The sequence below is a fragment of the Bhargavaea sp. CC-171006 genome (assembly GCF_009761675.1).
Classification (GTDB): domain Bacteria; phylum Bacillota; class Bacilli; order Bacillales_A; family Planococcaceae; genus Bhargavaea; species Bhargavaea changchunensis.
On record NZ_QUZH01000007.1, the window covers coordinates 1 to 14985 of the forward strand.

General features: G+C 53.5%; 14 protein-coding genes. All 14 read right to left on the reverse strand.

Features of this window, described 5'->3' with window-relative positions:
* Positions 1–96 precede the first annotated feature (96 nt).
* A complete protein-coding gene (locus DZC51_RS03415) occupies positions 97–354 on the reverse strand; it encodes a CsbA family protein (RefSeq protein ID WP_157293976.1) in 258 nt (85 codons plus the stop codon).
* A 30-nt stretch (positions 355–384) separates the two neighbouring features.
* Positions 385–1503, reverse strand: a complete 1119-nt coding sequence (locus DZC51_RS03420) for a PDZ domain-containing protein (RefSeq protein WP_157293977.1) — start codon at positions 1501–1503, stop codon at positions 385–387.
* 131 nt (positions 1504–1634) lie between these two features.
* The gene (locus tag DZC51_RS03425) at positions 1635–3068 is read right to left on the reverse strand and encodes a S41 family peptidase (RefSeq protein ID WP_157293978.1); all 1434 of its coding nucleotides are present in this window, start codon (positions 3066–3068) and stop codon (positions 1635–1637) included.
* Positions 3069–3159: 91 nt separating this feature from the next.
* The gene (locus DZC51_RS03430) at positions 3160–3789 is read right to left on the reverse strand and encodes a redoxin domain-containing protein (RefSeq protein WP_157293979.1); all 630 of its coding nucleotides are present in this window, start codon (positions 3787–3789) and stop codon (positions 3160–3162) included.
* Positions 3786–4406: a hypothetical protein gene (locus DZC51_RS03435; protein WP_157293980.1), complete on the reverse strand. Its 621-nt coding sequence runs from the start codon at positions 4404–4406 to the stop codon at positions 3786–3788. Before DZC51_RS03435 ends, DZC51_RS03430 begins: the two co-directional genes overlap by 4 nt.
* A 158-nt stretch (positions 4407–4564) precedes the next feature.
* Positions 4565–5953, reverse strand: a complete 1389-nt coding sequence (locus DZC51_RS03440) for a murein hydrolase activator EnvC family protein (protein WP_157293981.1) — start codon at positions 5951–5953, stop codon at positions 4565–4567.
* A gap of 65 nt (positions 5954–6018) precedes the next feature.
* The gene (gene ftsX / locus DZC51_RS03445; protein ID WP_157293982.1) at positions 6019–6903 is read right to left on the reverse strand and encodes a permease-like cell division protein FtsX; all 885 of its coding nucleotides are present in this window, start codon (positions 6901–6903) and stop codon (positions 6019–6021) included.
* On the reverse strand, positions 6893–7582 hold the full coding sequence (gene ftsE, locus DZC51_RS03450; protein ID WP_157293983.1) for a cell division ATP-binding protein FtsE: 690 nt from the start codon (positions 7580–7582) through the stop codon (positions 6893–6895). Before ftsE ends, ftsX begins: the two co-directional genes overlap by 11 nt.
* A 275-nt stretch (positions 7583–7857) precedes the next feature.
* Positions 7858–8223, reverse strand: coding sequence for a cytochrome c551 (cccB, locus tag DZC51_RS03455; RefSeq protein WP_157293984.1), 366 nt, complete (start codon positions 8221–8223; stop codon positions 7858–7860).
* A gap of 256 nt (positions 8224–8479) precedes the next feature.
* Positions 8480–9581 (reverse strand): peptide chain release factor 2 gene (prfB, locus tag DZC51_RS03460; RefSeq protein WP_157294090.1). Its coding sequence is split into 2 segments (ribosomal slippage): positions 8480–9508 and positions 9510–9581, totalling 1101 coding nucleotides; the frame shifts between segments, so codons are not numbered across the junction.
* A 72-nt stretch (positions 9582–9653) separates the two neighbouring features.
* Positions 9654–12164, reverse strand: a complete 2511-nt coding sequence (gene secA / locus DZC51_RS03465) for a preprotein translocase subunit SecA (RefSeq protein WP_157293985.1) — start codon at positions 12162–12164, stop codon at positions 9654–9656.
* 233 nt (positions 12165–12397) lie between these two features.
* A complete protein-coding gene (gene hpf / locus DZC51_RS03470; RefSeq protein ID WP_157293986.1) occupies positions 12398–12967 on the reverse strand; it encodes a ribosome hibernation-promoting factor, HPF/YfiA family in 570 nt (189 codons plus the stop codon).
* A gap of 97 nt (positions 12968–13064) precedes the next feature.
* Positions 13065–13694, reverse strand: coding sequence for a ComF family protein (locus DZC51_RS03475; protein WP_157293987.1), 630 nt, complete (start codon positions 13692–13694; stop codon positions 13065–13067).
* Positions 13675–14802 carry an ATP-dependent helicase ComFA gene (locus DZC51_RS03480; protein WP_370513670.1) on the reverse strand — a complete coding sequence of 376 codons (1128 nt, stop codon included), beginning with the start codon at positions 14800–14802 and terminating at the stop codon, positions 13675–13677. The genes DZC51_RS03475 and DZC51_RS03480 overlap by 20 nt, the downstream gene beginning before the upstream one ends.
* Positions 14803–14985: the final 183 nt, after the last annotated feature.

Genomic DNA, 14985 nt, shown 5'->3' on the forward strand with positions numbered 1-14985 from the left:
TTTCAGGAATAGAAAAAACTGCAGACCAAGGAGTAGTTCACTCACTTTGTCTACAGTCTGAACGGCCTGACGCATTTTGCGTCGGGCCGTTTTTTGTCATTCCTGATTTTGCTCTTGCCCCTGCTTTGTCCTTTCCCTCATCCTGCCGGCAATGTAGAATCCGGCGGTCAGAGAAAGTGCGTCAATCGTGTACAACAGCCAGGTATGCGTATATCCCGCATAGACAGAGGCTGCGATCAAAGCCACAGTCAGGACCAGCCCGACCACATGGTGGTAGGTCACCCGGGTGAACAGGATGACCAGTGCCGCCGGCAGGAATAGCGCCAGAATAACTTTAAGTGCATAAGATTCCACAGGCCGATCCCCCTCTCCTGCGAATACCGGTCAGCGGACGACAAGCAGGCCCATCCGGTGATGGTCATGCCGGAAGATGACATGCTGGCAAAGCCGCAGTTCCCCTTCCCTATTGAGCACCTCAACGCGGCAATGTGCCGCATTGACCTGGATGGCCTCGTACAATTCCCGCTCATCCGTCACGGTAACGCCATTGACCTTCCGGATGGTCTCGCCGGGAAGGATACCCATTTTATCGGCCGGAGATCCCGGAAGGACCGCTGCCACCACTACTCCGTCACTTCTTGGAGAGACAGCCAAGTTCCCTTTGCTATCCCGCACCGCGGCCATGATGGTGATGACCATCCTCACAATGACTCCAAGTGCCAGAACTGCCCATCCGGCCAGCGGTTCCCAAAGGCCGAGAAAAGCGGCTGCCGTGACACCCAGTCCGGTTACAAAAACCGACTTGCCATATTCCGCGTAGATCCGTCCCGGCAGATCATGCTTTGCCGTATGTTCAAAGCCGATCACAGCAGGGATGAAGATCAGATAGTAAGAAGATTCGCCGAGACTGAACTGCGGCCAATAAGGGAACATTTCCGAAAGCGGGCCGCCCGGGACCGCAAATAGAAGCGGCAGAAGCCAGAGGCGCTTGGTCCGGTAGACGGCTCCCTGCAGGCCTCTTCCTGTCTCTTGGAGGAACGGAGAGGCGTCACGCGCGCCGTACTTGCGGATCAGAAGTCCCTCGGCAGCCGTGAGCAGGCCGGCAATCACCGTGATAGTGACAGCCTCATCGCCCGTCATACCCGCATAGTTCCATCCGATGACCGGCCAGTCCGTAACGACATCGTAGCGGCCCAGAAGCCAGTAGGCAAGTGCAGCAAGTCCGGCAGCATAAATCGGAGCCCCTGCCTGGTAGCGGAATAAAAGCACAGCCGCCAGCATAAATCCGCAGAACAGCACGAGCCAGCCCTTCGGCACGACAAGTCCGGCACCTGCAATGATCAAAGACAGGACGAGAGCGGCCAGCCAGGACTCCTTGATCAGCCTGCGGAATTCAGCAAGGCCTTCATCCACCCTTACCCGGAAATGCTTCCGCTCCCGCTTGACTCTCGTGTATCCCAGCAGTACTGAGAACAGCATAGTGATATAAAACAGCGGGTTCATGAAAAACTTTCCCGCGCCATGCAACAATTCAACCATAATTTCCTGGAACATCAGACTGTCACCATCCCCGGTTCTAAAAAAACAAACTTCATTACTTCATTCTATCAAACCCGGGGTAGGATGAGAATGTTTTAGTTGCCGGACTTCAATACGTGTTTCATATATCCGACGGCAAGCTGCAGCTGATCGTCATTTTTATCGTCCGCCTTGTAGTCGATCACTTTGGCGCGCAGGGCCCGGAAAAAGGCATCGTCCATGGCATCACCGGGATTAAGTTTCTCATTGTCACGGAACCGCTCTACCGCTTTCAGCGTTGTTTCGTCATAGTAGCCGTCCTCGCGTGTCACATCATAGCCAAGCGCCGCAAGCACCCGTTGGGCGTATCCCACATCTTCACCGTAATCACCTGGTTGGAAGCTGCCTTCCACAGGCATGACGGGCAGACCGTACAGCGTCTGTTGCTTGGATTCCAAATCCGGCTTAATTCCCTTGCCGTGGATCCACTCTCCTGACGGTGTCAGCCACTTATGCGTCGAGAGCTTCATCTCACCGCCATTGGAGAGCGGCCACGTTTCCTGCACCGTTCCCTTGCCGAAGCTGACGGTGCCGATGATAAACGCCCGCCCGTTATCCCGGAGGGCACCGCTCAGCACTTCGCTTGCGGAAGCACTGCCCTTGTCTTGTAGAAGCACAGCTTTCATACGGCGCATCGCCTTCCCGTATTCCTCATCCTCAGGCTGTTCGGAACGGACCGGTTCCTTGACCCCTTCCGCATTCTGCATAAAGGCGAAGACCGTCCCCTCCCGCAAGAGGCTGCCCGCAATTTTGGACACACTGAACAGGTACCCGCCGGGATTGCCTCTCACGTCGATGATGAATCCGTCCGCCCCCTGGCTGATCAGTTTTTTCGTGTGTTCCTCCCACTCAGCGGCCGTCTCCTCTCCGAACATCGAGATGGATACGACGCCGACATGATAGCCGTCTTTCTCAATCATCCGGCTGCTTACTGTTTTGACAGGGATTGCGCTTCTCTTCATCGCCACTTCCAGATGCCTGTCTTCGTCCGGCCGGAAAATGGTCAGCGTGACATCCGTCCCTTCCTCCCCCTTGATCAGGGAAAGAAGTTCCTTCATCGTCTTCCCGTCCACACGCTCCCCGTCGACACGGACGATTTCATCATACGGGAGTATGCCGGCCTTTTCCGCCGGCGAATGACGGACCGGAGCAACGATAATGAATCGTCCTCTGGATTCCGTGATTTCCGCTCCGATTCCGACACGCTCGTCCGAGAGCGATTCCTCATGGGCAGCCGCTTCCTCTTCGGTCATGTATGTACTGTACGGATCGTTCAGCACATCGGCCATCCCCCTGACAGCCCCCTCGACCAGCTCGTCCCCGCCGACACGGTGAACGGCCTTTTCCAAGATCAGGTCATACGCCTCATCAATCGGCTTTTTTCCGCTGACGGACTCCGCCGATTCGCCTTTCCCGTTCTGGACGAAGTAAAAGATTCCGCCCGCTGCCGCGCAGACCGCCACAAACATTAAAAATCGGCTCATGCGCATCTGGCATCCCTCCTCTGTCCAAGTGTATGAACAGACTGGTAAGCATACGACACGCATGGCCGATTTTTCTCTCCCGGACACCGGGATTCACTCAATCAATATTGGCCGTCAGGCTCCTCATCATCTCCGCATCCATCGGTCCCCGGACCACGTGGCGGATGATGCCGGATGTATCGATGACGTAGGTGGTCGGGATGGTGATGACCCGGTAGATGTCCATCTGTTCCCCCTTCTCATCAAGCGGGATCGGGAATGTCAGGCCAAATTCGTCCACAAACGACTGGATGTTCTCCATCACCTTTTCCTTGTCGCCGCGTTCAGAAGTTGAAAGGTTGACTGCAATCACCCTGACACCGGCCTCCTCGGCCTCCTCCTCGTAGTACTCCTGCATATGCGGCATTTCCGCACGGCAAGGCCCGCACCATGAAGCCCAGAAATTCAGGATCACTTTTTCGCCGCGGAGCTTCGACAGTGTCAGTTTTTCTCCATCAAGCGTCTCCAAGGTGAAGTCGGGAGCCGCCTCTCCTTTGGCAATCCCCTCCTCAGGCTCGCCCCCGTTGCCGGAATCCGCCTCTGCCTGCATCTCCGACTGGGTCAACTCACGCTCGAGCTGCTTTTTTTGTCCGCTGAGGCCGTCATCCGCAGTGTTTTTCAACATGATGCCGACCATCGCCGCTATCACGGCCAATGCAACAATTGAACCGAACCACTTTTTATTCATAAGTTATTCCTCCTGCCTGCAGATAAAAAGATGAATTGATAAATAATCAGGATAACGGTCGCGGCAAACGGCAAACCGCCAAAACCGTCAGGCTGAAAAGTTGCCACAATCAGATGGGCTGCCAAAAACAACACAGTCAGCTGCCTCTGCCAAAGGATAGAGCCATTTATCTGAGAAACGGTCAAAAAGAGCAGGATGCCGAACACAGTCACTGTCACTGCCTCCGCCATCCGTCCATTTTCGTTCAATAACGCCATCATGGTCTGATAGACGCCTTGAACAGCAACGGCTGCCATGAGGACGGCTGGAGTTCCGGCCATGCCCTTCCTCCAAAGAAAGAAGAGGGCCGCCAGGAGACCTGCCAGAGCTCCCGTCAGTCCGCCATTGTAATACAGAAGAGACAGCGGAGCTTTCATGAAGTTGTCAAAGTCAGTCAGAACATAGCTGCCTTTCCAGATCAAAACAAAATAAAACACGGCATCCCCATACAACCCGGCCTGCCGGCTGCCAAACATGACCCGTAGCAGTATATAAGCTGCAGCCAGTGCAGCCAATGCAGAGAGATGGGACGATGGCACAGATAATTTAAAGATGGTAATGGCTTCTGTTACTTGCATGTGCGCGCCTCCAGCCGGATGTTTTCCATCTTCAAGATTAGAGGATGGGACGCCACGCCGTCCACCTTCCGAGACAAGACCGGAACAGATTCTTGTCCATTCTATGACACGGCAACATAAAAATCCCGCCTTTTGAAAGGCGGGATTTTTATTCATGCTTATAGAGGTACGTAACTCGCCGGGTTGACCGGGTTGCCGTACGATCCGATATGGAGTTCAAAATGAAGGTGAGGTCCGCTTGAACGTCCCGTTGAGCCCATCTTGCCGATCAGCTGGCCTTTGCCGACTTTCTGGCCTTTGCTCGTATTGATGGAGGACAGGTGTGCATAAAGCGTCGTGAAAGTTTTTCCGTCCATGTGGTGGGTCACCATGATGACATTGCCATACGTTCCGAATTGGCCGGTATATGAGACAACGCCGTTACCCGCCGAGACGACAGGTGTGCCGGTGGAATTCGCGATGTCCACACCTGCGTGGTTCGACGATGCCCAGCTCAGATTACGATAGCCATAATTCGACGATAATCTGCCTGATGCTGGCCGTGTCCAATTGCCTCCGGATACCGATGGGGCTGGTGCGCTCGTCTGGCTTACAGAGCTCGATGGGGAAGAAGTCTTTCCGGATGAAGAAGAAGTCTTTCCAGCTGAAGAAGACGTACCCTTCCGGTTATTTTCTACTTGCTGCGCCGCTGCGGCAGCTGCAGCCTTACGGCGTTCTTCAGCTTCCTTGCGCTTCCGCTCTTCTTCGGCTTTTCGGGCAATCTCAGCAAGACGTTCCTGTTCAGCCACAATCTTCTGGGTAAGCTCTTGGCTGACTTCGTGTACTTCCTCGTACTCAGCCTCCAGGTTGGCCTGCTCTTTCTGCAGACGTGCCTGTTCCTCTTCAAGTTGAGTCACCAGGCCATCGAGTTCGGCTTTCTGGCGATCAAGTTCAGCTTTCGCTTCCTCAAGCTTTTTCTTGTTTTCTTCTTGGGCGGCGAGCTTGTCCTCGACCTGCTGTTTCTGGTCTTCAAGAGTCGCCTTGTCCGCTTTTTGTTCAGCGATGATCTGGCGGTCAGCTTCTCTTAGCGTATTGACCGCTGAAACCCGGTCAATGAAATCGGAGAAGCTGCTTGCACCCAAAAGTACATCGATATAGCCCGTAGACCCGCCGGTTACCTGCATGGCACGGACACGATCACGAAGCAAGGCATCGCGATCTGCTATTTTCTGTTCCAGATCTTTGATGGAGGCGCGGAGAGCTTCGATCTCTGCTTTTGTCTCCTGGATCTCTTGCTCGATCTCGGCGATTTCACTTTGTTTGGTCTCGATCTTTCCGTGAAGGTCTTTGATCTGAGCAAGAAGCTTGTCCATTTTCTCGGAATTCACTTTTATATTGGATGCTTTCTCCTGGATTCCCTGGTTCAGCTCGTTTTTCTTTTGTTCCATCTGCTGCTGTTCGTTCTGGAGATCATTGAGCTTGCTGGCCGACGCGCCGGTCGTGCCGAGCCCAAAGCTCAGGGCCATCGTGGCTGCCACGGCGGCGATCAGTGGCTTAGACTGCTTCAACTTGTCATTTCCCCTTTCAGGACATTACGTTTCTATCTGTCTGATCGTGCTGCTTTATGCGTAAATTATACTTTCAGGAATTTGCGGACCGACATGAAGCTGCCCCATATACCGATGAAAACTCCCATCGAGAACAGTATGCCTGTCACTATATAGAGGAACGGGACAGGCGCCAGGATCTGGATCATTTCACCCCGGAGCCTCGGTTCCGCATAGTCGTAGAATTGGAGATAGCCGAATACAACGGCCAGGATCGGGATGATTGATCCGAGGATTCCCATCCAGATCCCTTCAAGAACAAATGGGATTCTGACAAAGCTATTCGTAGCCCCGACCAGCTTCATGATTCCAATTTCAGTCTGTCTCGCCACAATGGTGATGCGGATCGTATTGGAGATGAGGAACATCGCGGTGAAGAGAAGTGCGAGGATCAGGATCAGTCCCGCATTCCGCCCGAAGTTCAGGAAGTCAAATAGTTTTTCGATCTTTCCTTCCCCGTAGACCACTTCATAGGTGTTCGGGTACTCATCAATCGTCTGTGCGACTTTCGCCGTCTGCTGAGGTTCTGTCGCCTTTACATAAAAAGCTTCACGCAGCGGGTTGCTCTGTTCATAAAGCTTCAGGTCCTCACCGAAGTCCTGGACCATCCTCTCCAACTCCTGGTCTCGGGTTGAATAAATGACTTCAGCTACCCCGGGCGTCTCTCTGATCTGTTCTGCAAGAGCGGTTGTGGAGGCCTCATCTGCTGCAAGCTCAACATAGACTTTCATTTCAACATCATGTTCAAGGTCGTCCGCAATTTTATTCAGGTTCAGCATAATAGCCACGAACACGCCTACTAGAAGCAGTGTGACCGTGACCGCACTGACGGATGCAAAGGTCATCCATCCGTTCCGGCCGAGCGTCTTGAAGCTTTCACGGAAGTGGCGGCGAAGGGTCCTAAATTTCATAGCCGTATACTCCTTCCGCTTCATCCCGCACAATCAGCCCGCCCTCAATGGCGATGACCCTGTGTCTGATCCGGTTGACGATATTCTTATTATGGGTTGCCATGACGATCGTCGTCCCGAGCTGTTCATTGATGTCTCTGAACACATTCATGATGTCCCATGAAGTTTCCGGGTCCAGATTGCCTGTCGGCTCGTCTGCAATCACCACTTTGGGACGGTTGACGATCGACCGGGCGATTGACACCCGCTGCTGCTCGCCTCCCGACAATTCGGTCGGCAGCATCCGGGCCTTGGCCTTTAGCCCGACCAGGTCGAGCACTTCAGTCACCCGATCGCGGATCGTGTCGGACGGGGCCTCAATGACCTCCATTGCAAAAGCGACATTTTCGTACACCGTCAGCTTGGGCAGCAGTTTGAAGTCCTGGAAGACAACCCCGAGTTTTCTCCGAACAAACGGAACCTCCCTGTTTTTCAGCGTGGCCAGGTTGGTCCCGTCGATATATATTTCTCCAGAAGTCGGTTTTTCTTCACGATACATCATTTTGATGAATGTCGATTTGCCTGCACCGCTCGGCCCGACGACATAAACAAACTCCCCGGGAGCGATTTGGACATTGAGTCCGTTCGCAGCAACGACACCATTGGTATATTTCTTGTAAACGTCTTTCATTTTAATCATTAAAAAATCACCTTACGCCCTTAAATCGGGCTAAATTTTTCCGGCACGCTAATTATAACACTCTAAATCTCTTATTTTATTACAAGTATATTTCATTTTGACTACAGAAAATCGTTGATATTACTGGATTCTTGTCGCTTGACAACGAAGTATGAAGTTTTTTTGTAATGTCTGTATAAAATGGGTAAACTGAAAGCACCAAGAAGAGATCGAACTATCAAAAAAATGACAAAAAAAGACCGTTTCCCCGATTCAGCGGGAAAACGGCAGCATGATTATTTCTTTTCTGAGAGCCATTTCGCAACGGCATCGAGTTCTTCACCTTCGATGAGGCCGCCAGGCATTGCGCCTTTACCATTTGCAATGGTATCGCGGATTTCATCTTCCGACAGGCGGGAGCCGACATCATTCAGTGCAGGGAAATTCCCCTGACCTTCGAGGTTTTCACCGTGGCAGGAAATACATTTCTGCTGCACGACCTTTTCAGGATCTACACCGGCTGTGTTCTCACCTGCAGATTCTTCTGTGGCTGTGTTGTCATTTCCTGTATCGGCCGCATCGTCGGCTGTATCATTTCCACCGCCGCAGGCACCCAGAATGAGTGCAGAGCCGAACAGCATTGCCAAGAGTTTCTTTTTCATTCTCTGATCCCTCCTGTTTCTACATGCGTTCCCCATTAGTATACCAAACCGTCCCGTTTTCAAACATAAAACGCCGAGTCTTACTGGCTTTTCATGACAAAGGGATGAGTTTGATGGAAATAACTGTGTTTTTGTAGATCTGACGACAAAAAGATTTTTCATCGGCATCCACAAAAACCGTGTGTTCATGCACAGTTTGACACAAAAAAAGATGGAGCTGCACCATTGAAGTGCTGCCTCCATCTTTTTCTGTATTTCAGGAAAGCCGGGATCGCAGATAGGCGTTGATGAACAGATCGATGTCGCCGTCCATGACGTTCTGCACATTGCCTGTTTCCGTGTCCGTCCGATGGTCTTTTACCATCGAGTACGGGTGGAATACGTAGGAGCGGATCTGGCTGCCCCAACCGATTTCCTTTTGTTCACCGCGGATTTCAAGGAGTTCTTTTTCCTGTTCCTCGATTTTCAGCTGATAAAGCTTTGCCTTCAGGAGCTTCATCGCCTGATCGCGGTTTTTGATCTGTGAACGTTCGGATTGGCAGGTGACGACCGTATTGGTCGGAAGGTGCGTGATCCGGACTGCGGAGTCGGTCGTGTTGACGTGCTGTCCGCCCGCACCGCTTGAACGGTACGTATCGATTTTCAGGTCTTCCGTACGGATGTCCAGCTCGATTTCGTTGTCGAATTCCGGCATCACTTCACACGAAACGAAGGATGTATGCCGACGGCCAGACGAATCAAACGGCGATATCCGGACAAGCCGGTGCACGCCTTTCTCGGCCTTCAGGTAACCGTAGGCGTTATGGCCCTTGATGCTGATGGTGACCGACTTGACGCCCGCTTCATCACCGGCCAGATAGTCAAGTGTCTCCACCTTGTAACCGCGCTTTTCTCCCCAGCGGGTATACATGCGGAGAAGCATCGATGCCCAGTCCTGGGACTCTGTTCCGCCCGCGCCCGCATGAAGCTCGAGAATGGCATTATTTTTGTCGTACTCCTCACTCAATAGCATCCCAAGTTCGAATGCTTCCAGATCTTTGCCGAACGAGTGAAGTTCTTCCGAAAGTTCTTCGTGGAGGTCCGGGTCATCTTCCTCCCGGAGCAGTTCCAGTGTCATTTCAAGGTTCTCCTGGGTTTCTTCCAGACGGCGGTATTCGTTCACGACGTCTTTCAGGCCATTCGCCTCGGAGATGACTTTCTGGGCTTCATCCTGATTGTCCCAGAACCCCGGCTCGAGCATGCGCTCGTCGAGTTCCTGGATCCGTGCCTCTTTGTTTTCTAAGTCAAAGAGACCCCCTGAAGCCCGCCAGTTTCCCGGCTGTAGTATCGAGCTGATTTCTTGCGTCAGCAAGTTCCATCATAATGATTTCCTCCTAAATATGTCGGACTGCACTCAGATCATGCGGGACGGCTGTCTGCCGTCCGGGCTGTCACGCCGTGCTGCCGTGGCAGTTTTTGAACTTCTTGCCGCTTCCGCAAGGGCAAGGATCATTTCTTCCGACGATCACTTTTTTGCGGATCGGTTTTTTCTTGACTTCGCCGCCGCCCTCTTTCGGATTGACGGCCTCACCCTTTGCGACTTCTTCACGCTGCAGATTCTGGCGGATTTCAGCCTTCATCGCATACTTGGCAACATCGTCACGGATCGCATCAACCATGTCTTCGAACATCCGGAATCCTTCGTTCTGGTATTCGCGGAGAGGATCATTTTGGCCATATGCCCGGAGGTGGATCCCCTGGCGAAGCTGATCCATAGCGTCGATGTGGTCGATCCATTTGGTGTCGATGGACCGGAGCAGGACAACTTTCTCGAATTCCCGCATCCTGTCAGGAGTCATTTCCTCTTCCTTCTCATCGTAGCGCTTCCTCACCGCTTCCTTCACCATCGCGATGACATCGGCCTGTGTTTTGCCTTTCAGGTCGGAGATAGTCAATGCCCCTTCAGGAAGCAGATTGGCGGCAAGGAAATCTTCCAGGCCTTTCAGGTTCCAGTTTTCGCTGTTATCGTCGGCTGTATACACAGGGATCATGCGTTCGATGACATCGTCGATCATCGATTCCACGAGCTCGCGCATGTCATCTGTTTCGAGCACATCGTTGCGCTCCTTATAAATGATTTCGCGCTGCTGGCGCAGGACATCATCATACTGGAGCAGGCGCTTCCGCGCGTCGAAGTTATTGCCCTCTACCCGCTTCTGGGCGGATTCAACCGCACGGGAAACCATTTTCGACTGGATCGGCTGGTTGTCGTCCATGCCGAGCCGGGACATCATGTTCTTCATGTTGTCAGAGCCGAAACGGCGCATCAGGTCATCCTCAAGCGACAGGTAGAACTGTGTGATGCCCGGATCTCCCTGACGGCCTGAACGACCGCGAAGCTGATTGTCAATCCGCCGCGATTCATGCCTTTCCGTACCGATGACAGCGAGTCCGCCGGTTTCACGGACGCCTTCGCCGAGCTTGATGTCGGTCCCGCGGCCCGCCATGTTCGTCGCAATGGTGACTGCGCCTCGCTTGCCGGCTTCCGTGATGATTTCGGCTTCCCGTTCGTGGTTTTTCGCGTTCAGTACATTATGCGGAATGCCGTATTTGCGGAGATAGGCGGAGATGACCTCCGATGTCTCAATCGCAACCGTGCCGACAAGAACCGGCTGGCCCTTCTCGTGGCGTTCCTTGATCTCTTCCGCGACCGCTTTATATTTCCCCTCGGTCGTCGCGTAGATCAGATCCGGCCGGTCGTCCCGGACAATCGGTTTGTTTGTCGGGATGACAATGACATTCATGTTGTAGATGTTGCGGAGTTCCTCTTCTTCCGTTTTGGCAGTACCGGTCATGCCGGACAGCTTGTCGTACATCCGGAACAGGTTCTGGAACGTGATCGTCGCCATGGTCATCGATTCGTTCTGGATCTCGAGTGCTTCCTTCGCCTCGATCGCCTGGTGTAGGCCGTCACTGTAGCGGCGGCCTTTCATCAGCCGTCCTGTGAACGAGTCGACGATGACGACCTTGCCTTCTTCGACGACATAGTCGACATCTTTATGCATGCTCGCATGCGCCTTGAGCGACTGGTTGATCGCGTGATTCAGTCGGACGTGGGTCAAATCGAACAGGTTATCGATCTGGAACGCCTTTTCGGCCTTCTCGATTCCCGTCTCGGTGAGCGTGACGCCCTTTGACTGCTCATCGTATGAGTAGTCCTCATCTTTCTTGAGCGTGCGGACGAACGCATTTGTCTGAATATAAAGCCTTGCATTTTTCTCGGCCTGGCCCGAGATGATCAGCGGTGTTCTCGCCTCATCGATCAGGATGGAGTCGACTTCGTCAATCACGGCATAATGGAGCGGCCGCTGGACTCTTTCTTCTTTGTAGAGAACCATGTTGTCGCGCAGGTAGTCGAAGCCAAGCTCGTTATTTGTGCTATACGTGATATCCGCATGATAAGCTTCGCGCTTTTCATCTTTGTCCATGCTGTTCAGGTTCAGGCCGACCGTAAGGCCGAGGAACTCATAGATCTGTCCCATTTCGGATGCATCACGGCTTGCAAGGTATTCGTTGACCGTCACGACGTGGACACCCTTGCCTTCCAATGCATTCAAATAAACAGCCATCGTCGAGGTAAGGGTCTTCCCTTCACCGGTTTTCATTTCTGCGATATTCCCGTCATGCAGTGCAGCAGCACCCATGATCTGGACGCGGAACGGGAACATACCGGTTACGCGCTTTGCCGCCTCGCGGACAACGGCGAATGCTTCGGGCTGGATCTTATCAAGAGACTCTCCTGAATCGATCCTGCTTTTAAATTCTAAAGTTTTTGACTGGAGTTCGGCATCTGACAGCAGTTCCATTTCAGTAGCATGGGATTCAACAGCATCAGCAATCTTTTCAAGCTTCTTGACATCCCGTTTATTCGGGTCGAACATTTTATTTAAAACGCCTAGCATGTCGTCACTTCCTAACTAGTCTCAAAGTCCATTTTAACACCCGCCATGCACCCGTTGCAAACATACACGAGTGGCATATACGCACGGACGCTGTCGGACTTTGAAAGTTTCCGGTATCCTTTCTGCTTTCATACCCGCCGCCTTCATATTTTCCCAGCCCCCCGGGATCCCTTTCACGGCCCCAAACGAAAAGAGGCCCGCCGAAGAGGCGGGCCTTGGTAAGCCAATGCAGGTTATTCGACCTCAGTTTCAATCAGGCCGTATTTTCCATCCTTTCGCTTATACACGATGTTCGTGCCGTTAGATTCTGCATCCGTGAAAATATAGAATGAATGTCCCAGCATGTTCATCTGGAGGATAGCCTCTTCTTGGTCCATCGGCTTGAGGCTGAATTGTTTGGTACGTACAACATCGAATTCCGTGTCGCTCTCCTCTTGTGCAGCAGCCGTTTCGTTCCCTTCTGTCACAGTGGCAAAGAAAGAAGCCACACCTTCCCGCTCACGGAATTTGCGGTTCACCCTTGTCTTGTACTTCCGGATCTGGCGCTCGAGTTTTTCGTTAATCAGATCGATTGCCGCATACATATCGGAGTTCCGTTCTTCCGCCCGGAGGGTCAGGTTCTTCATCGGGATCGTCACTTCAACCTTTGTCTGGCGGTCGTTGTACACCTTCAGGTTGACATGTGCCGTCGCGTTCACCTCATCCGTGAAGTACCGCTCGAGTTTCTGGATTTTCTTTTCCGTATACTCGCGGATGGCGGGCGTGACCTCGATGTTTTCACCGCGGATATTGAAATTCAGCATACGAACTCCTCCTTTGTCAGGCTATATATGTTCTATTCTACATCTTCCCTCGATATCCCTCTAAGAAACAAAGCCGAATTTGTCGATTGGGAGGCATTTAAGCGCGGATCAGCGTCAGGGCTGCGACCGAGCGGGCTCCGGATTTTTTGAGTACATGGGCTGCATGGTGAAGCGTCGTCCCGGTCGTGTACAGGTCATCGACAAGCACGTAGTCTATACGGCGGATTTCCGCATCTTCCGCCAGGCAGAAAAGCAGATCAGACGCCATCCGCTCCTTCCGTCCCATCCTGCCCAGATTCCGGGCAGTCGTCTTTTCAAGGAGCGGGACGAACGGGATTCCCGCACGCACGAGCAACTCCTCCACCTGCGGAAACGTGCGCTCGGCAAGGCGCTCGGGGTGCATCGGCACGGGCACCGCCGTGCGTCCCTTCAGGATGGGGGCGTGCCGCAGCGCTTCAGAAAACACGCCGGCCAAAGCCGCGTCCTTAAGAAATTTATACTGGCGGAGGTAGGTTTTCATCACATCGTTATAAGAATAAAGCGAGACGGCGGCATCCAGCGCCCCCTCATATGGTGTCCCCTTCCAGTCACTGATAGGGGGCTTGCCTTCAGCCGGAACAAATCCGCCCTCGCACCGGGGACAAAGAGGGCTTTGCCCCCGGTCGGTAAACAGTCCCATCCATGTCGGAGGCCGCGAGAACGGGCTGTTACAGAGCAGACATTCCAAAGGCCTTTCCCCCTTCCCTGTTCAGACGGCGAATCTCTCGCACTGCCGCATCCATCTCGGGAGTGATTCCGTGATGGAACAGCACGACATCCCCGTCCGGATACTCCGGCGACCTGCCTGCCCGGCCGCTGATCTGGATGATGGCCGAGCGGTCAAACACCGCATTCTCCGAGCCCACGACGGCAATCTGTAGACGGGGAATCGTAATTCCCCGCTCAAGGATGGTCGTTGTCAGAAGGCCTGGAATGCGGCCCCCACGGAGTGCCAAGACAAGACTCCGCCTGTCCGGATGTGATGCATGCACCGCCCCGATTTCGGCGCTTAGCTGCGAGAAAAGCGGATGGCACTGCTCCATGAGCGGCACCGAAGGGAAGAAAATGAGGAAAGGCTCTTTGTTCCTCAGCCGCTCTTTCGTCCAAGCCTTCAGCCTATCCGGCATCTTCCCCGCGGATATCTTTTTTCGGTAACCGAAAAGCGGTACCGTGCGGGGCACCGGAAGCGGATGGCCGTGGAAACGCACCGGAATCACCGATCTGCCGCCCTCCCTTCCGATCTCCGACAGGATGGCAGGGGATGGAGTTGCCGTGACGACAGCCAGCACCCCCCGGGGCTTCAGCGCTTTTTTGACTGCCAGCCGCAGCGTCTTGTCGAACGAATAGGGAAATGCGTCAGCCTCGTCGACAATTACTGCATCAAATGCTTCCCTGAACCGATAGAGTTGATGGGCGGTCGCTATCACCAGTCCGGCGAGACCTTCACCGTGCCCCGAACCGCCGTAGAGTCCATGAATGACCGTCCCGCCGATCGCCTTATCGAATCGCGGCAAGAGTTCCAGCACGACATCGGTGCGCGGTGTCGCAATGCACACCCGCTTCCCTTCAGATAACAGGCGATGGACCGGCCTGAAAAGGATTTCTGTCTTGCCCGCCCCGCAAACGGCATGGAGCAGGTGCGGCCTGCCGGAAAGAAGGCTTTCTTCCAGTTCTACGGACGCCCGCTCCTGCAGCAGAGTGAGCCTGCCCTCCCATGTCAGTGTCGGACTTCCCGCAGGCAGACGGTCGGGTCCCCGCCAATAAATCAGTTCATCACACTCTGCAACACGCCCCATGTTCAGGCAATGCCGGCAATACCTGCAGACCTTCCCGCACTTTCTGCAGTTGAACGCATGAAAGTGCCTTTGGTCTTCAGACAGACACCTGTTGCACAGGAAAACAGTTCCCCCATGCCACCTCCGGAATGTGGTCACTCCGGGAATTGTCCCGATGAGACCGTCCCTGATCAGATCTTCTAC